Source organism: Paenibacillus sp. JNUCC-31, assembly GCF_014844075.1.
GTDB lineage: Bacteria > Bacillota > Bacilli > Paenibacillales > Paenibacillaceae > Paenibacillus.
Genome location: NZ_CP062165.1, coordinates 2,524,829 through 2,546,105, shown reverse-complemented (window position 1 = coordinate 2,546,105; position 21,277 = coordinate 2,524,829). Strand labels below are relative to the sequence as shown.

Below are 21,277 nucleotides of genomic sequence, written 5' to 3'. Positions count from 1 at the left end.
TTAACTTAAATTAGGTATTCGCTGAGCCGCACCAGTGAGCCATGCATCTTTGTCGTATCCACGTTCTTCCCAGTAGCCGATATGTTCGCTCTCGATCAGTTCAATGCGATTCAGCCACTTAACGGATTTATAGGCATACATCTGGGGAATGACCAAACGTACCGGACCCCCCAGATCTGCCGGGATCGGTTTGCCATCATGTATGACAGCGACCATAATATCATCCATCTGTGCCTGATCCATCGTAATGGCATCCGTATATACACCATCTCCGGAGTAGAACTTGACACTATGCGCTTCGGGTTTCACTCCGGCTTGGGTCAATAATTGCTTAAGGGATATGCCTTCCCAAGTATTCTTATATACAGACCAACCTGTAACACAGTGAAAGTCACTGACCTGAACGGTACGTGCAAGTTTAACGAACTGCTCCCAGTTCCATACTTGGGCCCGTTCAACGAGTCCATCAATTCGGAAGGACCAGTTTGCATTGGAAAAGGAAGGTATCGGTGTTACCGTATATACACGGAAATGACCTTCGGCTCCGCCTCCCATCGGTGGTGAAGAAGCAGGCAATGCTTGCGGTAAGGGCACCATGTTATTGGGGTCGTTCTCCAGCATGCTGTCGATGCTATTATCTAAACTGAGGTTCCGTCCAACCCATGATATGAAAGTAGGCCCCAAAGTCACAGCTAGGCCTACTCCTACAGCAGACCGAATAAAGGCCCGCCGTGTATACACGGGTTGAGGTTTCTCTGCTTGATGGAGAGGATTTTCCTTGGTGGTACGTATAGATTCGGTAGAAACGACCGCTGCTGATGTCGTATTTTCATCAGGAGCATCAGCTGGATGCACCATATTTCTACTTTCTACTAAAACTGTCGTTGCTTTTACTGCACGGCGTGCAGGATCTTTTAACCATCTCGTTCGCGTAATGGAGTGGTAGATTATATAAGGCAGGCCCACCCAAGTCAGCAAATCATGAACCAGAAGCGAGGCATTCGACCATCTCGGCCCAGCGAGCTTAAATTGCCATAACACTATACCTGATAAAAGCCACCCTACCAGTAGTGCAAGAACAACGATGGTATTTGCTCGCTGCCACGGCCTATTACGAAGTTGTTTCCAGTGCTTTCCGGCCAAAAGTAAGTAATACACCACAGGTGCTAGCATAGCTAGCCCGACGACAATATGTAGCCACTTTAACCAAACGCGTCCAATCCCGAGTAACTCACGCCAGAAACCACCGACCAGCATAAGGCCTGATACCGCGAGGATGACAACAATTCAGGCATTCCAGGCATGAATGGAAACGAGCTTTTTACCATAACCCCTTCGAATATTGTTTAGCCATTGATTCATATACATTCACCCCATATAGGTTATTCGTCAGTACATCTTCGATATGAATAAAGTCGGTTATGATTTGAGAACGGAACGGGGTTAGAATTCATTATCATTAGGATGATGGTGTTAATGACTACTTGAACGGAAGTATCATTCATTATCTTATTTATATATACCTTATTATAGAGCGTTTGGATCACCTGCATCAAAAGGTGGGGGAACACTTCTTATTATAAGTATCATCTAAATAACTATCTAATACTATTTACGTACATGTAGCTCTGCCTATCTGTTTTTTAGTCAGAATCTATATATTCAGTAAGCAGAAGTATCTGTGTGCAATTAGAGAGGGTTCTTTTAAATCGATATAATCTGCCTATTGATGTATTTGAGAGGATCCTGACTTAGAGGGAGTTGAGGACTATAAAGCATTTATATAAAAGCTATTAAAAAGTGCTTGCTAAATGAATTAGATCATGATATATTATTTCTTGTCGCCTCAAACGAATGATTGTCGAAACGGTTTGAACGTTGACGAAAAAAATAGTTGACAGTTAGTTAGTCAACATGATAAGATAAGATTCCTGTCCGGTTGACAAACATCAACATAAACGGACAAACAAGTTCCTTGAAAACTGAACAAATGGATAGTAACTTTTGATTCATAATGAATCGTCAGTTTCAAATTGAGCTAATCGCTCTTTTCAATACTTTATTGGAGAGTTTGATCCTGGCTCAGGACGAACGCTGGCGGCATGCCTAATACATGCAAGTCGAGCGGAGTTGACAGGAAGCTTGCTTCCTGGATACTTAGCGGCGGACGGGTGAGTAACACGTAGGCAACCTGCCCTCAAGTTTGGGACAACTACCGGAAACGGTAGCTAATACCGAATAGTTGTTTCCTTCGCCTGAAGGAAACTGGAAAGACGGAGCAATCTGTCACTTGGGGATGGGCCTGCGGCGCATTAGCTAGTTGGTGGGGTAACGGCTCACCAAGGCGACGATGCGTAGCCGACCTGAGAGGGTGATCGGCCACACTGGGACTGAGACACGGCCCAGACTCCTACGGGAGGCAGCAGTAGGGAATCTTCCGCAATGGGCGAAAGCCTGACGGAGCAATGCCGCGTGAGTGATGAAGGTTTTCGGATCGTAAAGCTCTGTTGCCAGGGAAGAACGCTTGGGAGAGTAACTGCTCTCAAGGTGACGGTACCTGAGAAGAAAGCCCCGGCTAACTACGTGCCAGCAGCCGCGGTAATACGTAGGGGGCAAGCGTTGTCCGGAATTATTGGGCGTAAAGCGCGCGCAGGCGGTCATTTAAGTCTGGTGTTTAATCCCGGGGCTCAACCCCGGATCGCACTGGAAACTGGGTGACTTGAGTGCAGAAGAGGAGAGTGGAATTCCACGTGTAGCGGTGAAATGCGTAGATATGTGGAGGAACACCAGTGGCGAAGGCGACTCTCTGGGCTGTAACTGACGCTGAGGCGCGAAAGCGTGGGGAGCAAACAGGATTAGATACCCTGGTAGTCCACGCCGTAAACGATGAGTGCTAGGTGTTAGGGGTTTCGATACCCTTGGTGCCGAAGTTAACACATTAAGCACTCCGCCTGGGGAGTACGGTCGCAAGACTGAAACTCAAAGGAATTGACGGGGACCCGCACAAGCAGTGGAGTATGTGGTTTAATTCGAAGCAACGCGAAGAACCTTACCAGGTCTTGACATCCCTCTGACCGGTACAGAGATGTACCTTTCCTTCGGGACAGAGGAGACAGGTGGTGCATGGTTGTCGTCAGCTCGTGTCGTGAGATGTTGGGTTAAGTCCCGCAACGAGCGCAACCCTTGATCTTAGTTGCCAGCACTTCGGGTGGGCACTCTAAGGTGACTGCCGGTGACAAACCGGAGGAAGGTGGGGATGACGTCAAATCATCATGCCCCTTATGACCTGGGCTACACACGTACTACAATGGCCGGTACAACGGGCTGTGAAGCCGCGAGGTGGAACGAATCCTAAAAAGCCGGTCTCAGTTCGGATTGCAGGCTGCAACTCGCCTGCATGAAGTCGGAATTGCTAGTAATCGCGGATCAGCATGCCGCGGTGAATACGTTCCCGGGTCTTGTACACACCGCCCGTCACACCACGAGAGTTTATAACACCCGAAGTCGGTGGGGTAACCGCAAGGAGCCAGCCGCCGAAGGTGGGATAGATGATTGGGGTGAAGTCGTAACAAGGTAGCCGTATCGGAAGGTGCGGCTGGATCACCTCCTTTCTATGGAGAATCGTTTCCCGCGTGGAAACATTCAAATACGCAGGTTCTGAAAACCTGCGACAGCGATTCATTTCGGTCCATCACTTCTGGTGTGGATGAAATGAAGAGCAACACAGTTACTTATCCATTTGTTCAGTTTTGATGGAATTTGAGGGGCCATAGCTCAGCTGGGAGAGCGCCTGCCTTGCAAGCAGGAGGTCAGCGGTTCGATCCCGCTTGGCTCCACCAAAGAATTTCGTCTATTTAGCTTGTTCTTTGAAAACTAGATATCGAAACGAAAAATGCGAATTAGAACATTCCTTTTTAGCTGAACTTGTGTAAAACAAGTTTCAATAAAAACGGTAGATTGCATGAGCGAGTGATCGAAATGGAGCAACTTTTGGCTTTGGACGTAGTCCAAAACAAGCGGAGCGACAGCTCGAACACGAGCGAAGTGGTTAAGCTACTAAGAGCACACGGAGGATGCCTAGGCGCTAGGAGCCGATGAAGGACGTGGCGAACAACGAAACTGCCTCGGGGAGCTGTAAGCAAGCTTTGATCCGGGGGTGTCCGAATGGGGAAACCCAGCTGGGGTAATTTCCAGTTACTCACAACTGAATACATAGGTTGTGTAGAGGCATACCAGGGGAACTGAAACATCTAAGTACCCTGAGGAAGAGAAAACAATAGTGATTCCGTCAGTAGCGGCGAGCGAACGCGGAGAAGCCCAAACCAGAGAGCTTGCTCTCTGGGGTTGTGGGACGTCTCACATGGAGTTACAAAGGAACCGGTTAAGTGAAGAGGTCTGGAAAGGCCCGCCAAAGAAGGTAAAAGCCCTGTAATTGAAAGTTGGTTCCCTCCGAGACGGATCCCGAGTAGTGCGGGGCACGTGAAACCCCGTATGAATCCGGCAGGACCATCTGCCAAGGCTAAATACTTCCTAGCGACCGATAGTGAAGCAGTACCGTGAGGGAAAGGTGAAAAGCACCCCGGAAGGGGAGTGAAATAGAACCTGAAACCGTGTGCTTACAAAAAGTCAGAGCCCGTTTTAGGGGTGATGGCGTGCCTTTTGTAGAATGAACCGGCGAGTTACGTTCCCGTGCAAGGTTAAGGTGAAGAGCCGGAGCCGCAGCGAAAGCGAGTCTGAATAGGGCGAATGAGTACGTGGACGTAGACCCGAAACCGGGTGATCTACCCCTGTCCAGGGTGAAGGTGCGGTAACACGCACTGGAGGCCCGAACCCACGCACGTTGAAAAGTGCGGGGATGAGGTGGGGGTAGCGGAGAAATTCCAATCGAACTCGGAGATAGCTGGTTCTCCCCGAAATAGCTTTAGGGCTAGCCTCGGAAAACAGAGTCGTGGAGGTAGAGCACTGATTGGGTGCGGGGCCCGCAAGGGTTACCAAGCTCAGTCAAACTCCGAATGCCATAGACTTACTTCCGGGAGTCAGACAGTGAGTGCTAAGATCCATTGTCAAAAGGGAAACAGCCCAGACCATCAGCTAAGGTCCCCAAGTGTGTGTTAAGTGGGAAAGGATGTGGAGTTGCACAGACAACCAGGATGTTGGCTTAGAAGCAGCCACCATTGAAAGAGTGCGTAATAGCTCACTGGTCGAGTGACTCTGCGCCGAAAATGTAACGGGGCTAAACACACCACCGAAGCTATGGCTTGGATCGACTTCACTGCTTCTTTGAGGCGGTGTTTACCACAAGGACATTTTTGTCTGACAAGAGATGATATCTTGGATGACCAAATGCTTCCCAGGGGATAAACACAGGACTTCGAAGCTGGAGTGAAGTCGATCCAGGGGTAGGGGAGCGTTGTATAAGGGTTGAAGGTGTACCGTAAGGAGCGCTGGACATTATACAAGTGAGAATGCCGGTATGAGTAACGAAAAGATCAGTGAGAATCTGATCCGCCGAAAGCCTAAGGGTTCCTGAGGAAGGCTCGTCCGCTCAGGGTAAGTCGGGACCTAAGGCGAGGCCGAAAGGCGTAGTCGAAGGACAACAGGTCGAAATTCCTGTACCACCGTAAGCCGTTATGAGCAATGGGGGGACGCAGCAGGGTAGTGACGCGGACTGATGGATGTCCGTCTAAGCAGTGAGGCTGATGTGTAGGCAAATCCGCACATCGTAAGGCTGGGCTGTGATGGGGAGCGAAAATTATAGTAGCGAAGGTCATGATCTCACACTGCCAAGAAAAGCCTCTAGCCAGGTGATGGTGCCCGTACCGCAAACCGACACAGGTAGGCGAGAAGAGAATTCTAAGGCGCGCGGAAGAACTCTCGTTAAGGAACTCGGCAAAATGACCCCGTAACTTCGGGAGAAGGGGTGCCCCGGTAGTGTGAATAGCACGAGGGGGCCGCAGTGAAAAGGCCCAAGCGACTGTTTAGCAAAAACACAGGTCTGTGCGAAGCCGTAAGGCGAAGTATACGGGCTGACGCCTGCCCGGTGCTGGAAGGTTAAGGGGAGCGGTTAGGAGCAATCCGAAGCTGTGAACCGAAGCCCCAGTAAACGGCGGCCGTAACTATAACGGTCCTAAGGTAGCGAAATTCCTTGTCAGGTAAATTCTGACCCGCACGAATGGCGTAACGACTTGGGCGCTGTCTCAACGAGAGATCCGGTGAAATTTTAATACCTGTGAAGATGCAGGTTACCCGCGACAAGACGGAAAGACCCCATGGAGCTTTACTGCAGCTTGATATTGAATTTGGGTACGATCTGTACAGGATAGGTGGGAGCCTTTGAAACGTGAGCGCCAGCTTGCGTGGAGGCACCGTTGGGATACCACCCTGATCGTATCTAGGTTCTAACCTGGTACCGTAATCCGGTGCGGGGACAGTGTCAGGTGGGCAGTTTGACTGGGGCGGTCGCCTCCTAAAGAGTAACGGAGGCGCCCAAAGGTTCCCTCAGAATGGTTGGAAATCATTCGAAGAGTGCAAAGGCATAAGGGAGCTTGACTGCGAGACCTACAAGTCGAGCAGGGACGAAAGTCGGGCTTAGTGATCCGGTGGTACCGCATGGAAGGGCCATCGCTCAACGGATAAAAGCTACCCTGGGGATAACAGGCTTATCTCCCCCAAGAGTCCACATCGACGGGGAGGTTTGGCACCTCGATGTCGGCTCATCGCATCCTGGGGCTGAAGTAGGTCCCAAGGGTTGGGCTGTTCGCCCATTAAAGCGGTACGCGAGCTGGGTTCAGAACGTCGTGAGACAGTTCGGTCCCTATCTGTCGTGGGCGTAGGAAATTTGAGAGGAGCTGTCCTTAGTACGAGAGGACCGGGATGGACGTACCGCTGGTGTACCAGTTGTTCCGCCAGGAGCACCGCTGGGTAGCTATGTACGGAAGGGATAAGCGCTGAAAGCATCTAAGCGTGAAGCCCCCCTCAAGATGAGATTTCCCAGTATGTAAGACCCCTTGAAGACGACGAGGTAGATAGGCTGGGGGTGGAAGTGCAGCAATGCATGGAGCTGACCAGTACTAATCGGTCGAGGGCTTATCCAAGTTGCAGGTTGTAATCGCAGGTTTCGTTTCGGATCTAGTTTTCAGAGAATAATCTCTGAAATGAAAATAGGTACATCACAGAATGTGTGTATGATTTTCAGTTCCACAATGGATTTCAAGAAGCGATGCTTCGACAAATCATGTTTGGTGGCGATGGCGGAGGGGTTCCACACGTACCCATCCCGAACACGACCGTTAAGCCCTCTAGCGCCGATGGTACTTGGACCGCAGGGTCCTGGGAGAGTAGGACGCCGCCAAGCAAAGAACCACTGCCGATGTTATTCGGTGGTGGTTTTTATTTGTTTATTTTTAATTTAGGGGATGCAAAATATCTCCTGTTTGACTTTGTCTCGTTCCTCTGACACACTCATAGTGGATACATATATCACGTATCAAGCCATGATTTGGATTGATTTTATTAACTCTAGGGAATGGGGTGCAGGACGACATGGAAATTCAGAAATTGACGGTAGATGATTTTGAAGCAGCAATGGCACTCTCCGAGTATGCTTTTCAAGTGGTAATGAGTGAAGAACAGACGGAGAAGCGACGGAGTCAATTTGCGTCACAGGATATATGGGGCGTGTATGAGGAAGGGCAATTGGGTGCGAAACTTCATATCATTCCTTTTCAAACCTATATTCATGGGAGATCGTTCGAGATGGGCGGTATTGCAGGTGTGGCGACATGGCCAGAATATAGACGCAAAGGTTGGGTAGCTGGGCTGTTAAAGCATGCGCTCGAGGAAATGAATCGGAATAAACAAAGTATATCGTTTCTGCATCCGTTCTCTTTTGCTTTTTATCGGAAATATGGATGGGAGACTTATGTTGAATTTAAACGATATAAGGTGCCTACAGCTCATTTGCCTGCAAAAAAGGCAACCCCTGGTACGATTCGGCGCGGCGATCCGGGACTTAGCATATTCAAAGAAATATATGGTGCCTATGCTGAGCGCTACAACGGAACCCTAGTACGGGATGATGCGAGATGGGAGAATTCGGTTCTCACCAATGGAACCAGCCAGAAGGCTGTATATTATGATGAAGCTGGTAAAGCACAAGGCTATCTTTTATATGAGGTTAAGGACAGAAAGTTTAGCATTAGAGAGATTATTTATCTCAATGAAGAGGCGAGACAAGCCCTATGGACCTTTATAGCCAACCATGATTCCATGATTGAGGAAGTGACATTACAGGCACCAGCCAGTGATATGCTTGCTTTTCAATTGGATAATCCGCGAATTCAGCAGGAAATTGTACCTTTTTTCATGGCACGTATTGTGAGTGTAGAACAATTTATCTCACAATATCCTTTTGCAAGCCCAGATTCGCCGATACAGATTAATCTACAGGTTGAGGATGCTCACGCACCGTGGAATAAAGGGGTATGGCAGATGAATGTTGCAATGAACGGTACAGCTTCGATTTGGAAAACATCTGAGCTTCCAGCTGAAGATCAGACCGTTAAAGTCGATATTCAAACTCTTACCGCCATTTTAATGGGGTATCGTAGACCAGCAGACATGGCTCAAATCGGTAGACTCGAAGGTCCAACTGATGCGATTAAGGCGCTGGAGCAAGCGATTCCTATACGGGAAACGTATTTAATGGATTTTTTCTGATCCTCGAGAAGTAACGACATTTTCGGATCACTTTCATAGACTTAACTTGTATAGCAATACGTTGCTAGTGTGAGACAAATGGACTTCTCCAGCTTTTTTGGAGAGGTTTTTTTGTGTCAGCCGAATATTTCGTGTAAAATCGTAAAAAATGAATAGTACTCCCTCTTGGCAAAACCACAAAATATGCTATAATGGATATAAAGTCAAAGAAAGTCAAAGAAAGTCAAAGTCAACTAAAGGTTAAATACTTACGTAGCTTTCTTTCTGCAATCCGTTGGTGGAAGCCAATTAGAGGGTAGTACATCAGCGGATAAAGGCAATAATAAAGGACCTTCGAGCGTCCTTCGCTTACCTGTTAATGACCGTGGAAGATGAGTTTCGCTGTTTCCCCGATTGGTTAAATGGGTTGAGAAGGTGTACTCTGTGGGGGCGTGTGGGTCCTTATTGACTTAACGTTTCAAACAGTGGAGGATGAGTGGATGCGTAATATCTCTGATATTATCGAACAATATCTGAAGAGTATTTTGCATGAAAGTCCCGAAGGAATGGTCGAAATTCAACGTAATGATCTGGCTGATCAATTTTCATGTGTGCCTTCCCAGATCAATTATGTCATCAGCACCCGATTTACACTCGAAAAAGGTTACCTTGTAGAGAGTAAACGTGGCGGCGGCGGTTATGTTCGCATACAGCGGATTGAATTGCCGGCTCACTCGGCTCTGCATAACCATTTGCACCATAGTATCGGAGATGAGATCGGGCAGACAGCTGCCGAAGGTCTGATCTACCAGCTGGAAGAAGCACGTTTCTTGAGCAAAAGGGAAGCCGGGTTGATGAGAGCAGCTGTATCCAGAGAGATTATATTGGTCAAACTTCCTTACCGGGATCAAATTCGTGCCAGAATGTTGAAGGCGATGTTAATATCTTTGCTCGGTAAATGAAAACTATCGGGATCAAGGGGGTACATCATTGTGCTGTGCCAAGAATGCAACAAACGTCCGGCAACGCTCCATTTTACGAAAATCGTGAATGGAGAGAAGACGGAGTTCCATATTTGTGAGTCGTGCGCTCGTGAAAAAGGGGAAATGATCCCCGGAACATCCAACGGATTTTCCATTCACAACTTATTGTCCGGGTTGCTTGATTTTGACCCCTCAGGCAAGAATGGCAGTGCGGGAGCAAGTCCTGCACAATCCCTTCGTTGTGAAGAATGCGGCATGACGTATTCACAGTTTAGCAAAATCGGCCGCTTTGGCTGTAGCTCATGTTATAAATATTTTGACAGCCGTTTGGATCCTTTATTCAAACGGGTTCATGGCAGCACTTCTCACGTAGGAAAGGTTCCTGCACGAGCTGGTGGCCGCATCAAGGTGAAACGACAAATCGCTGATCTGAAACGGGATCTTCAGGAGAGCATTACTCAAGAGGAGTTCGAAGAGGCTGCTCAAATACGTGATCAGATCAGGGAACTTGAAAAAGAAATAGCTCAGGAGTAAAGTTTGTGATGAGTAGGAGGGATGCGTAATGCCTAATTTGCGCTTTACCGAGAAGGCGCTCAGCGACTGGATGCGCAGTGATGCGGCTGATTCCGAAATCGTCATTAGCAGCCGTGTCCGAATCGCACGCAACCTGCAGCATGTTCCGTTTCCGATGCTGGCTTCCAATGAGCAATCGGAAGAAGTGCTGAATAAGCTGAGCGAAGTACTTCAATATGATGAGGTTCATGCCTTTGGAGATTTTCATACGCTGGATCTGATGGATATCGATGAACTCGACAAACGGGTGCTGGTGGAGAAACATCTGATCAGTCCCAGTCTTGCGAACGAATCCAGAAATGGTGCAGTTATTCTCAGTGAGGACGAATCTGTCAGTATTATGATCAACGAAGAGGACCATTTACGTATCCAGTGCCTCTATCCGGGGTTCCAGGTGAAAGAAGCCTGGGAGAAAGCTTCCGCTATAGATGATGCTTTTGAAGCGCATGTGGATTATGCTTTTGATGACCGCAGAGGATACCTGACCAGCTGTCCTACGAATGTAGGTACAGGTGTAAGAGCTTCTGTCATGATGCATTTGCCCGCTCTGGTGATGACACAGCAGATTGGCCGTATTCTAACCGCAGTCTCCCAAGTGGGACTGACTGTACGGGGAATTTACGGTGAAGGCAGCGAGGCAATGGGGAACCTGTTTCAGATCTCGAACCAGATTACACTGGGGCAGACAGAACAAGAAGTCATTGATAACCTGCACAGTGTTGTGTTACAGATGATAGGGCATGAGCGTACCGCCAGAGAACGGTTAATGACCGACTCCAGATTACGGATTACCGACAGAGTAATGCGTTCATACGGCATATTGTCGCATGCAGCCATCGTCGATTCGAAGGAAGCTGCACAGCGTCTGTCCGATGTTCGACTTGGTGTAGATCTCGGCTTGTTGGACGGTCTGTCCATAACCGTGATGAACGAGTTGAATGTGATGACCCAGCCGGGTTTTTTACAGAAAACATTCGGGGAAGAAATGCGGACAGATGAGCGTGACATATATCGTGCCCAGTTAATCCGGGATACGATCAGTGCAGCCAATCAATCTTAGATTGTCTCAACCGTTATTTACAAAGGTTTCACGTCGCATCTGCGGCTTTTATATAAAAGGGCATTTTCTACCCATCAATGAGATAAATGCCGAATGATTTATTCGCAGCACGGCTGCAAACAAAAATGATATGAAGAATACGGTGGGATCCGTTCTACAGCCCCCGTTTTATCCAAAACCATGGAGGTGCAGGAGATATGATGTTTGGAAGATTTACGGAACGGGCCCAAAAGGTGCTCGCATTGGCGCAGGAAGAAGCTGTCCGTCTTGGTCACAATAACATCGGTACAGAGCACATTCTGCTCGGCCTCATTCGTGAAGGCGAAGGCATCGCAGCCAAAGCGCTGATCGGCTTGGGACTCGGATTGGAAAAAATTCAGGATGAAGTAGAAACGCTGATTGGCCGTGGCCAGGAGCAGCCTACGAACATTGCATATACGCCTCGTGCGAAAAAAGTAATTGAACTGTCTATGGATGAAGCACGGAAACTAGGCCACACCTATGTAGGCACTGAGCATATCCTGCTCGGACTGATTCGTGAAGGTGAAGGGGTTGCAGCACGTGTGCTGAACAACCTGGGTATCAGTTTGAACAAGGCACGTCAACAGGTGCTGCAACTGCTTGGCAGTAGTGAAGCCGTATCCAGTCATAACGGTACGCCTGCGAATGTCAGCACACCAACCCTGGATAGTCTGGCACGTGATCTTACGGCGTATGCCAGAGAGAATAATCTCGATCCGGTGATTGGACGTAGCAAGGAAATCGAGCGTGTTATTCAGGTCCTGAGCCGTCGTACGAAGAATAACCCGGTACTGATCGGTGAACCAGGTGTAGGTAAAACAGCCATCGCTGAAGGACTTGCACAAAAAATCATCGCTAACGAAATTCCGGAAACATTGCGCGACAAACGTGTCATGACGTTGGATATGGGCTCTGTTGTTGCAGGTACAAAATATCGTGGTGAGTTCGAAGATCGTCTGAAAAAAATTATGGATGAAATTCGTCAAGCGGGTAACATTGTCCTGTTCATTGATGAATTACACACCCTGATTGGTGCAGGTGGAGCGGAAGGTGCAATTGATGCTTCGAACATTCTGAAACCGGCTCTGGCTCGTGGAGAATTGCAGTGCATCGGTGCAACAACCCTGGATGAGTACCGCAAATATATTGAGAAGGATGCTGCGCTTGAGCGTCGTTTCCAACCGATTACGGTAGATCAACCTTCTCCGGAAGAAGCCATTCAGATTCTACACGGCTTGCGTGATCGTTACGAGGCGCATCACCGGGTGAAAATTACGGATGAAGCGATTGTACAGGCGGTTAAACTGTCTGACCGATACATTACCGACCGCTTCCTGCCGGATAAAGCGATCGACCTGATTGATGAGGCGGGTTCCAAAGTAAGATTGAACTCTTACACCATCCCACCAAACCTCAAACAACTGGAAAGCCGTCTCGAAGATATCCGTAAGGAAAAAGACGCAGCGGTCCAAAGTCAGGAGTTCGAAAAAGCAGCAGCACTGCGCGACACGGAACAAAAAATTCGTGAAGAGCTGGATGTAACGAAGAACCAATGGAAAGAAAAACAAGGACGTACGGATTCCGAAGTAACACCTGAGGATATCGCGCAAGTGGTGGCTAACTGGACTGGAATTCCGGTGAACAAGCTGAAAGAAGAAGAGACACAACGTCTGATGACTTTGGAATCGATTCTGCATGAACGTGTCATTGGGCAAGATGAGGCTGTGAAGTCCGTCAGCCGTGCCGTTCGTCGTGCCCGTGCCGGACTTAAAGATCCGAAACGTCCGATGGGTTCATTTATCTTCCTTGGTCCAACTGGGGTAGGTAAAACCGAGCTGGCTCGTGCGCTCGCAGAAGCCATGTTTGGAGATGAAAATGCAGTCATCCGGATCGACATGTCCGAGTATGGCGAGAAGCATTCCACTTCAAGACTCGTCGGCGCGCCTCCGGGATACGTGGGATACGAAGAAGGTGGACAGCTGACTGAGAAAGTTCGTCGCAAACCTTACTCCGTCGTCCTGCTTGATGAAATCGAGAAAGCACATCCGGAAGTATTCAACATCTTGCTGCAAGTGCTTGAGGATGGTCGTCTGACTGATTCCAAAGGTCGCGTCGTGGACTTCCGGAATACGTTGATCATTTTGACATCCAATGTGGGTGCAGAAGCGATTAAACGTAACTCTACACTGGGCTTTACCGCTGTTGTGGATGCAGGTGCGGATTACGATAACATGAAGGGTAAAGTAATGGATGAGCTGAAGAAAAGCTTCCGTCCTGAGTTCCTTAACCGGATTGATGAAATTATCGTGTTCCACTCTCTTGAGGAGAAACACATTGCAGAGATTGTTACACTGATGAGTGAAGAGCTTCGTAAACGGCTGCGTGAGTATGAGGTCGACTTCGAGCTCACTGACAATGCCAAGGACTTCCTTGCCAAAGCAGGTTTCGATCCAGCTTATGGTGCTCGTCCACTTCGTCGGGCGATCCAGAAGCATATCGAAGACAAATTGTCTGAAGAGTTGCTCACAGGTAATGTGGTCAAAGGAGATTCGTTGCTCATTGACGAAGAGAACGGAGCATTGACTGTTACGAAAAAAGATGTAATTGTTCCCTCCACTGAGGAAATCGAAACAAAGTAATGTGATGTAAAACTCTCGGATCACACCTGAGCGTTTGATTCATTTCTAATCCTTCCTGGCTTCTGTCAGGGAGGATTTTTTTATTATGGCTTTAGCCAGTTGAGTGCGTGAAACGTGCGAAACAAAAAACCACCCGCTATGCGGGTGGAGGGATTGAAGGTTTGACCACGATGACCATTCCAATACAATTGAGATGTTCAGGCTCAAAAGAAAGGAATGGTCATTCATGGCAACCAAGAGCTACAGTCTAGCTCACACAAAGTGGATGTGCAAATACCATATTGTGTTCACCCCGAAGTATAGACGGAAAGAAATCTATAATCAAGTGAGAAGAGATTTAATCGAAATCTTCAAACGTTTGTGTAAATACAAGGGAGTAGAGATTATAGAAGGTCACATGATGCCCGATCATGTCCATATGTTGGTAGCAATTCCACCAAAAATTGCAGTTTCAACGTTCATGGGATATTTAAAGGGGAAAAGTTCTCTAATGATATTCGAAAAGCATGCCCAGTTGAAGTATAAATACGGGAATCGTAAGTTTTGGGCTGAAGGGTACTATGTGAGTACAGTGGGGTTAAATGAAGCAACCGTAAGAAAGTATATTCGTGAGCAAGAAGCACATGATCAAGCGGTAGATAAGCTGAGTGTAAAAGAATACGAAGATCCATTTAGCAGTAACCGGAGCAAAAAGAAGTAGGACCAGTTTCACTGGTAAGTGAAAGTGACAAAAACATTGAGCCTGAACGTATTTGTGGTCAGGCTAGCGTCTTTAGGCGCAGTTTGGCAACAAGGGGTTATACCCCAAGAGCAAACCACCCGTTGGACGGGTGGTCCTGATTGTATGGACTCAACCCAAATGAGCAGCTTAGGAACAGGTGTAAAGTTTGCGATAATCCTTTACGAAAAATCTCAAACAATGGTAAACTTTTATTAACCCTGCACGTCAGGAAGTTTAGTTCAAAATTCGTCGAAAAATGCAAAATGCTGTTATAAAATAAATTCTAGGAGTGCTGAAGTGGCCAAAGTTAAAACCAAGTTTCAGTGTACGGAATGCGGCTATGAAGCCCCCAAATGGTACGGCAAATGTCCAGGTTGTCAGTCTTGGAATTCAATGGTGGAAGAAACCGAAACGGTGGTCAAAACACAAGGGAGAAATTCCCCACTCTTTGAGAGTAAAGATAAACCACTTCCCATCATAGATATAGATAGCGGTCAGGAGCCGCGTGTACAGACTGGAATTGAAGAGCTGAACCGTGTACTGGGCGGCGGAATTGTTCCAGGATCTCTCGTTCTGGTGGGCGGAGACCCCGGAATCGGAAAATCAACGTTGATGTTGCAAACATCTCATGCATTAACTCATTCGGGTTTGCGCGTGTTATATGTCTCTGGCGAGGAATCAGTCAAGCAAACCAAATTGCGGGCTGACCGTCTGGGTGCATTATCTCCTGAGTTATATGTACTATGTGAGACTAATATGGAACGAGTTGAGGAAGCGGTGGATCAGATCCAGCCGCATTTTCTTGTCATCGACTCCATTCAGACGGTATATCTGCCAGAAGTCACCAGTGCACCCGGCAGTGTAGCTCAGGTAAGGGAATGTACCTCACGGTTTATGCGGATTGCAAAAGGGCGAGGCATTGCAACCGTACTTGTGGGGCATGTTACGAAAGAAGGCGCCATTGCCGGTCCGCGTATGCTCGAACATATGGTGGACTGTGTTCTTTATTTTGAAGGAGAACGGCATCATACGTATCGCCTGTTGCGTGCGGTTAAGAACCGTTTTGGTTCGACCAATGAGATAGGCATCTTTGAAATGGGGGAGGAAGGACTTCGTGAAGTAGGTAACCCTTCTGAGCTCTTTTTGTCAGAACGTCCACTTGGTGTGGCGGGTTCTACCGTAGTTGCCAGTATGGAGGGGACGCGTCCACTGCTTGTGGAATTGCAGGCGCTTATCTCTTCTACTCATTTTCCTTCTCCGCGTCGTATGGCAACAGGCATAGACCATCACAGGCTAAACCTCATTATTGCTGTACTTGAGAAACGAATGGGCATGTTCTTGCAAACGCAGGATGCGTATCTGAATGTGGCTGGAGGTGTACGGCTGGATGAGCCGGCTATCGATTTGGCGGTTGCTGTCAGCATCGCCTCCAGTCTGAGGGATGTACCGACCAAGCCGGATGACGTCATTTTTGGGGAAATCGGTTTGACGGGTGAGGTTCGGGCCGTATCACGGGCTGAACAACGTGTGAAAGAAGCCGAGAAACTGGGCTTCAAGCGTGTCATTTTACCAGAAAAAAGCTTAAAGGGCTGGAAACATCCTCGCGGGATACAACTGATCGGTGTGAATACCGTGGCAGATGCACTAGCGGTTGCTTTAGATTAGGGGGCATAATAAAATGAAAGATTCGAGCCAACTGGATAACATGAACGATTTGTTAAGGCTGATCGCACCAGGTACACCTTTCCGCGAAGGTCTGGAGAACGTGCTGCGCGCCAAGACGGGGGCACTGCTGGTTGTAGGATACAGCCCTGAAGTAATGGAAGTTGTGGATGGGGGATTCTCGATTAACTGCGACTTCTCCCCCAACTATCTGTATGAACTCGCCAAGATGGACGGTGCCATTATCCTTAGCGAGGATTTGAAGCGCATTCTATATGCCAATACCCAGCTCATCCCGGATTCTTCGATCTCCTCATCTGAGACAGGAATTCGTCACCGAACGGCAGAGCGTGTTGCCAAGCAAACAGGCAAATTGGTCGTATCCATATCGCAACGCCGGAATATTATTACCTTGTATCAGGGAACGCTTAGATATTCGCTCAAAGAAATTGGGGTTATTTTGACCAAGGCGAATCAAGCGATTCAAACCTTGGAGAAATACAAAGCTGTATTGACACAGTCTCTTACGAATCTGAGTGCATCCGAATTTGAGGAACTTGTGACCATTCCTGAAGTGGTCAATGTGATTCAGCGTACAGAAATGGTTATGCGCATCAAAACGGAAATCAAACGGTACATTCATGAACTCGGTAACGAGGGACGACTGATCTCCATGCAGATGGAGGAGCTGGTCGGAACAACGGAGGAAGAAGCCTGGTTGCTCTACAAGGACTATGCCCGTGACGACAGTGATGACAAAATCCGCGATATTATTATAGGCCTGAAAAGGTTGTCTGACGATGAATTGCTGGATGCACATCATATTGTGCGCCTGTTGGGATACCCCTCGTCAGCGGCTACATCCGAAGATTCGGTTGCACCCCGCGGATATCGGGTATTGAATAAGATACCCCGCCTGCCGAATGTCATCATCCATAACCTGGTGGATCAGTTTGAACAATTGCCACATGTCATCATGGCTACCATTGAAGAGCTGGACGAAGTGGACGGGATTGGTGAAGTACGCGCCCGTACCATTAAGGAAGGTCTCAAACGTTTGCAGGAGCAGATGTTCATTGACAGACAGATGTAAGGATTTTCCTATAACGGCTTGAATATGATGAGGTGAAACAACGATGTTAACCAGATTCATTCCGAATCTCTTTACCCTGGGTAATCTGTTTCTTGGAATGATGGCGATTTTGCTTGCGATTGATGGGAATTACAGTTTGGCTGCAATCATGGTTATTGTTGCGATGTTGTTGGATGGTCTGGATGGGCGGGTAGCACGTGCACTCAATGCTCAGAGTGAATTCGGCAAGGAGCTCGATTCCTTGTCTGACATGGTATCATTTGGTGCAGCCCCGGCCCTGATTATATTTATGGTCTCGTTTCAGGATGCAACGCCGGTTCTTGCCTGGGTCGCAACAGCCAGTTTTCCGATATGTGGAGCCATTCGGCTTGCCCGGTTTAATGTTCGTCCGGGAATCCCGGGATACTTCACAGGCCTGCCGATTCCAGCAGCGGGAGGGGTATTAGCTACCCTGTCCCTATTTAACAAGGATATTGGCCCTGTGAGTATGATGATTGCTACGTTGTTGTTATCCTATCTCATGGTGAGTTCGCTGAAGTATCCGAATTTCAAAAAAGTTGGTTTGCCGCGTAAAGCGATCTGGATTGCACCTTGGGTTATCGTCTTCGCAGTATTGGTGGCGGTAATGTTTCCTGAACAATTGTCCAAATTGATCTTTATTCCACTTGTGCTATATGCCCTGTACGGGATGAAGCATAGTATGCGGACGGCCGCCTCCCGAAACCGGGCCAAAAAGCGTAAAGAAGAGAAGTCTTCTCGTCCTTCTGATCGCTAGGTATTCCTGCATTCTGGAATTCGGTTGGTTTGTGTTTCGAATATCAAACAAATAAAAAGAAAGCACGTACGCTCCTGTGCAGGAGTATACGTGCTTTTTGTTATTCAGATCTACGACAAATTGAACATCCCTAACGTCGAACATTTCTGTGACTCGTGATTCACGACTTCTTCCATGTTGATGTCCAGCAGATTGCAGAGAGCCGACATATAAAACAGGTTCCGCCCCAGTTCGGAGCTGATCACCTCTTTGCAATTCTCGCACAATTCACCTTCCACATGCGTTTCCAGCAGCCCTTTGGTTTTAGCGATATCACTCTCCGGGGCATATCTCTGCTTGGTGGCGTGCAGCTCAATGCAGCCGCATTCGGTAATGGCCTTGGACACGGCACGATTGACGGAAGCTCCGGCTTGTCCTGTTTTGGACAGTACATCAATCAGGCTGCGATGACGCAGCAACAGCTCGGAAACTTGATCCTGAAAAGCCTGTAAACTTAGCGTACTCATTTTGCTACTCACCTCGGGATATGAATTGAATTCATTATATGCCAATAATTTACCTTCTTTCAACAGACGATTTCAACATTTACAAAAAGTTCTTCGAAAGCGGGATTAGCAATTTGGGAATTGGATCATACTGGATATAAACAAGAAGTTATATTGAAGGAGGTGCAGGGACTTATGTGGAAAAAAGGCATTTTAACTTTTACAGGATTGTGCGGTGCATGGTTCGGCTACACGGCATATCATCTGGCAGGAAAATCTGTCCCTTGGATGGCTGAGTGGATTCAGTCAGCAGGACTGTTGGGAGCTGGGGTATCAACGCTACTAGGAGCTGTATTGTTTATGTCTGTGTGCAACATCGGAGGAACATTGATGGCAACCAGACTGCATAATGGGATTGATTCCTTGGCAAAAGTACCGATGAATGAACTCGCGGCAGGAGCTGCGGGTACCGTTGCGGGATTACTGGTGGCCTTGCTGCTGTATCCTTGTGTAGCCTGGCTGGGAACGGCCGGAGAGGTGCTTCAGGTGGCGCTGACGGTCGTATGTAGCTATACAGGGTACACGCTTGCCATGGCCAAGAAAGACGATCTGGGAGCCTTCTGGATGTCAGGACGATGGGGTCACCCTGAGGTTGATGAGGACAGGCGGATGGAAGAGCATAAGATTCTGGATACCAGCGTCATTATCGATGGCCGCATCGCAGATATATGCAAAACCGGATTTATCGAGGGAACGATTGTGATTCCGGAATTCGTATTGGAGGAATTGCAGCATATTGCCGATTCATCGGATCTGCTCAAGCGAAACAGAGGCCGGCGCGGGCTCGATATTTTGAATAAAATCCAGAAGGAATTGGACGTCAAGGTCCTGATCTACGAGGGGGATTTCGAGGAAATTTCCGAAGTGGACAGTAAACTGGTTAAGCTGGCGAAAGTGCTTCAGGGCAAGGTCGTTACCAATGACTTTAACCTCAATAAGGTTTGCGAACTCCAAGGTGTATCTGTACTGAACATCAATGATCTGGCTAATGCCGTCAAGCCAGTGGTACTGCCGGGTGAGGAAATTCTGGTACAGATCATCAAGGACGGCAAGGAGCATGGTCAGGGTGTAGCCTATCTGGATGATGGCACAATGATTGTTGTGGAAGGCGGACGCGAGTATATCGGCATGATGATGGAAGTGCTGGTGACCAGTGTACTGCAGACGTCAGCGGGACGAATGATTTTTGCCAAGCCGAAATTGTTGGAAAAAGCCCAATAAAGCGGTATGATGGGTAGTGTATCGTTGTAAGATATTTTATATCGCTTGCAGATATTTTATATCAATGAACGGTAAACTGACAGACAAGGCAGGGATCGCGGCATGGATAAAGGGTGGGGGGTTGTCATTGTGGCGGCAGGTCGGGGAACCCGGATGGGAACGACCGAAAGCAAGCAGTTTCTGCTGCTGCAGGACAAGCCCGTTTTCATACATACGCTTGAGGTGTTTGCGGCTCTGGACGAGGTCAGAGAAATGGTGCTGGTAACCGGAGCTGCAGATGTTGAACGCTGCCTGAATTGGGTAAAAGAATACCAACTGGAATCACGTGTACGTGTTATCCCCGGAGGGAAAGAGAGACAGCATTCTGTGCATGAAGGCCTTAAGGCCTTGGGAACAGATTGGGTCCTTGTTCACGACGGGGTACGTCCTTTTATAAACCGTGAGCAGATTACAGGCTGCATGCAGGCCGCGATGTCGGGTGGAGCAGCTGTCCTGGCTGTTCCAGTGAAGGATACGATCAAACAAGTGAATGCGGAGGGTGTCGTTACGGCGACGCCAGACCGCAGCAGTCTGTGGAGCATTCAAACCCCGCAGGCTTTTCGTCTTTCTTCGCTGCTGCTTGCATATGAATCTGCGGAACGGGACGGATTTCTAGGGACGGATGACGCCATGCTGGCTGAGCGCCAGGGAATGTCGGTCAAGGTTGTGAAAGGCAGTTATGCGAACATTAAATTAACGACGCCGGAAGATTTGGAGTACGCCGCGTTTTTGCTAGGGGGAGAGAAGAAGCGATGATACGTGTAGGACAGGGATTTGATGTACACCAGCTGGTAGAGGGACGCCCTTGCATTATTGGAGGAGTGACGATTCCTTATGAAAAAGGACTGCTGGGTCACTCGGACGCGGATGTGTTGCTGCATGCTATCAGTGATGCCATTCTTGGTGCACTTGCACTCGGGGACATTGGCAAACACTTCCCGGATACCGATCCGGAATTCAAGGATGCCGACAGCCTGAAACTGCTGGAGCAAGTGTGGCAGCTGGTGAAAGAGCGTGGATACCGTCTGGGGAATATCGATTCAACCATTATTGCACAGAAACCAAAGATGGCACCTTACGTTCCGCAGATGGCCGAGGTTATTGCCAAGGCACTGGAAGCAGATGTAACACAGGTGAATGTCAAAGCGACTACAACAGAGCAACTGGGATTCCCCGGGCGGGGAGAGGGTATAGCTGCCCAATCGGTTGTTTGCCTTGTTCGCGTGTGATATTATCAACCAACTAGAT

At 48.2% G+C, this 21,277-nt stretch carries 14 protein-coding genes, 1 tRNA gene and 3 rRNA genes; 16 read left to right on the top strand and 2 right to left on the bottom strand.

Going from position 1 to position 21,277, the window contains the following annotated elements:
- Positions 1-1,257 carry a molybdopterin-dependent oxidoreductase gene (locus JNUCC31_RS11190; protein ID WP_323374372.1) on the bottom strand — a complete coding sequence of 419 codons (1,257 nt, stop codon included), beginning with the start codon at positions 1,255-1,257 and terminating at the stop codon, positions 1-3.
- An 802-nt stretch (positions 1,258-2,059) separates the two neighbouring features.
- Here JNUCC31_RS11190 and JNUCC31_RS11185 point away from each other — a divergent pair.
- From JNUCC31_RS11185 to pssA, 13 genes are all read left to right on the top strand, one after another.
- Positions 2,060-3,611, top strand: a 16S ribosomal RNA gene (locus tag JNUCC31_RS11185).
- 152 nt (positions 3,612-3,763) lie between these two features.
- Positions 3,764-3,839: transfer RNA gene (locus JNUCC31_RS11180), tRNA-Ala, on the top strand.
- A 207-nt stretch (positions 3,840-4,046) separates the two neighbouring features.
- Positions 4,047-7,094, top strand: a 23S ribosomal RNA gene (locus JNUCC31_RS11175).
- Positions 7,095-7,237: 143 nt separating this feature from the next.
- Positions 7,238-7,354, top strand: a 5S ribosomal RNA gene (rrf, locus tag JNUCC31_RS11170).
- Together the 16S, 23S and 5S rRNA genes with 1 tRNA gene alongside form the textbook arrangement of a ribosomal RNA operon.
- A gap of 188 nt (positions 7,355-7,542) precedes the next feature.
- A complete protein-coding gene (locus JNUCC31_RS11165) occupies positions 7,543-8,718 on the top strand; it encodes a GNAT family N-acetyltransferase (protein ID WP_192271119.1) in 1,176 nt (391 codons plus the stop codon).
- A 479-nt stretch (positions 8,719-9,197) separates the two neighbouring features.
- The gene (locus JNUCC31_RS11160; RefSeq protein ID WP_024633618.1) at positions 9,198-9,659 is read left to right on the top strand and encodes a CtsR family transcriptional regulator; all 462 of its coding nucleotides are present in this window, start codon (positions 9,198-9,200) and stop codon (positions 9,657-9,659) included.
- A gap of 30 nt (positions 9,660-9,689) precedes the next feature.
- A complete protein-coding gene (gene mcsA / locus JNUCC31_RS11155; protein ID WP_192271117.1) occupies positions 9,690-10,214 on the top strand; it encodes a protein-arginine kinase activator protein McsA in 525 nt (174 codons plus the stop codon).
- 28 nt (positions 10,215-10,242) lie between these two features.
- The gene (mcsB, locus tag JNUCC31_RS11150; protein WP_192271115.1) at positions 10,243-11,313 is read left to right on the top strand and encodes a protein-arginine kinase McsB; all 1,071 of its coding nucleotides are present in this window, start codon (positions 10,243-10,245) and stop codon (positions 11,311-11,313) included.
- A gap of 197 nt (positions 11,314-11,510) precedes the next feature.
- Positions 11,511-13,973 carry an ATP-dependent Clp protease ATP-binding subunit gene (locus JNUCC31_RS11145; RefSeq protein WP_192271113.1) on the top strand — a complete coding sequence of 821 codons (2,463 nt, stop codon included), beginning with the start codon at positions 11,511-11,513 and terminating at the stop codon, positions 13,971-13,973.
- 226 nt (positions 13,974-14,199) lie between these two features.
- Entirely contained in the window at positions 14,200-14,673 is a 474-nt protein-coding gene (gene tnpA / locus JNUCC31_RS11140; RefSeq protein ID WP_138227108.1) for an IS200/IS605 family transposase, read from the top strand.
- A gap of 318 nt (positions 14,674-14,991) precedes the next feature.
- The gene (radA, locus tag JNUCC31_RS11135; protein ID WP_192271111.1) at positions 14,992-16,359 is read left to right on the top strand and encodes a DNA repair protein RadA; all 1,368 of its coding nucleotides are present in this window, start codon (positions 14,992-14,994) and stop codon (positions 16,357-16,359) included.
- A 13-nt stretch (positions 16,360-16,372) separates the two neighbouring features.
- Positions 16,373-17,449: a DNA integrity scanning diadenylate cyclase DisA gene (disA, locus tag JNUCC31_RS11130; protein ID WP_062329505.1), complete on the top strand. Its 1,077-nt coding sequence runs from the start codon at positions 16,373-16,375 to the stop codon at positions 17,447-17,449.
- Positions 17,450-17,492: 43 nt separating this feature from the next.
- Positions 17,493-18,224 (top strand): CDP-diacylglycerol--serine O-phosphatidyltransferase, encoded by a 732-nt coding sequence (gene pssA / locus JNUCC31_RS11125; RefSeq protein ID WP_192271109.1) that lies wholly within the window; start codon positions 17,493-17,495, stop codon positions 18,222-18,224.
- A 110-nt stretch (positions 18,225-18,334) separates the two neighbouring features.
- On the opposite strand, the gene JNUCC31_RS11120 is transcribed toward pssA, so the two are convergent.
- Positions 18,335-18,730 (bottom strand): nucleoside triphosphate pyrophosphohydrolase family protein, encoded by a 396-nt coding sequence (locus JNUCC31_RS11120; RefSeq protein WP_192271108.1) that lies wholly within the window; start codon positions 18,728-18,730, stop codon positions 18,335-18,337.
- A 174-nt stretch (positions 18,731-18,904) separates the two neighbouring features.
- Here JNUCC31_RS11120 and JNUCC31_RS11115 point away from each other — a divergent pair, with 174 nt between their 5' ends.
- The 3 genes from JNUCC31_RS11115 to ispF all read left to right on the top strand — a co-directional run bounded on the left by JNUCC31_RS11115 (position 18,905) and on the right by ispF (position 21,258).
- Positions 18,905-19,990: a PIN/TRAM domain-containing protein gene (locus JNUCC31_RS11115; RefSeq protein ID WP_192271107.1), complete on the top strand. Its 1,086-nt coding sequence runs from the start codon at positions 18,905-18,907 to the stop codon at positions 19,988-19,990.
- A 102-nt stretch (positions 19,991-20,092) separates the two neighbouring features.
- The gene (gene ispD / locus JNUCC31_RS11110; protein ID WP_192271106.1) at positions 20,093-20,785 is read left to right on the top strand and encodes a 2-C-methyl-D-erythritol 4-phosphate cytidylyltransferase; all 693 of its coding nucleotides are present in this window, start codon (positions 20,093-20,095) and stop codon (positions 20,783-20,785) included.
- Positions 20,782-21,258, top strand: coding sequence for a 2-C-methyl-D-erythritol 2,4-cyclodiphosphate synthase (ispF, locus tag JNUCC31_RS11105; protein WP_192271105.1), 477 nt, complete (start codon positions 20,782-20,784; stop codon positions 21,256-21,258). The genes ispD and ispF overlap by 4 nt, the downstream gene beginning before the upstream one ends.
- The last annotated feature ends 19 nt before the right edge of the window (positions 21,259-21,277 follow it).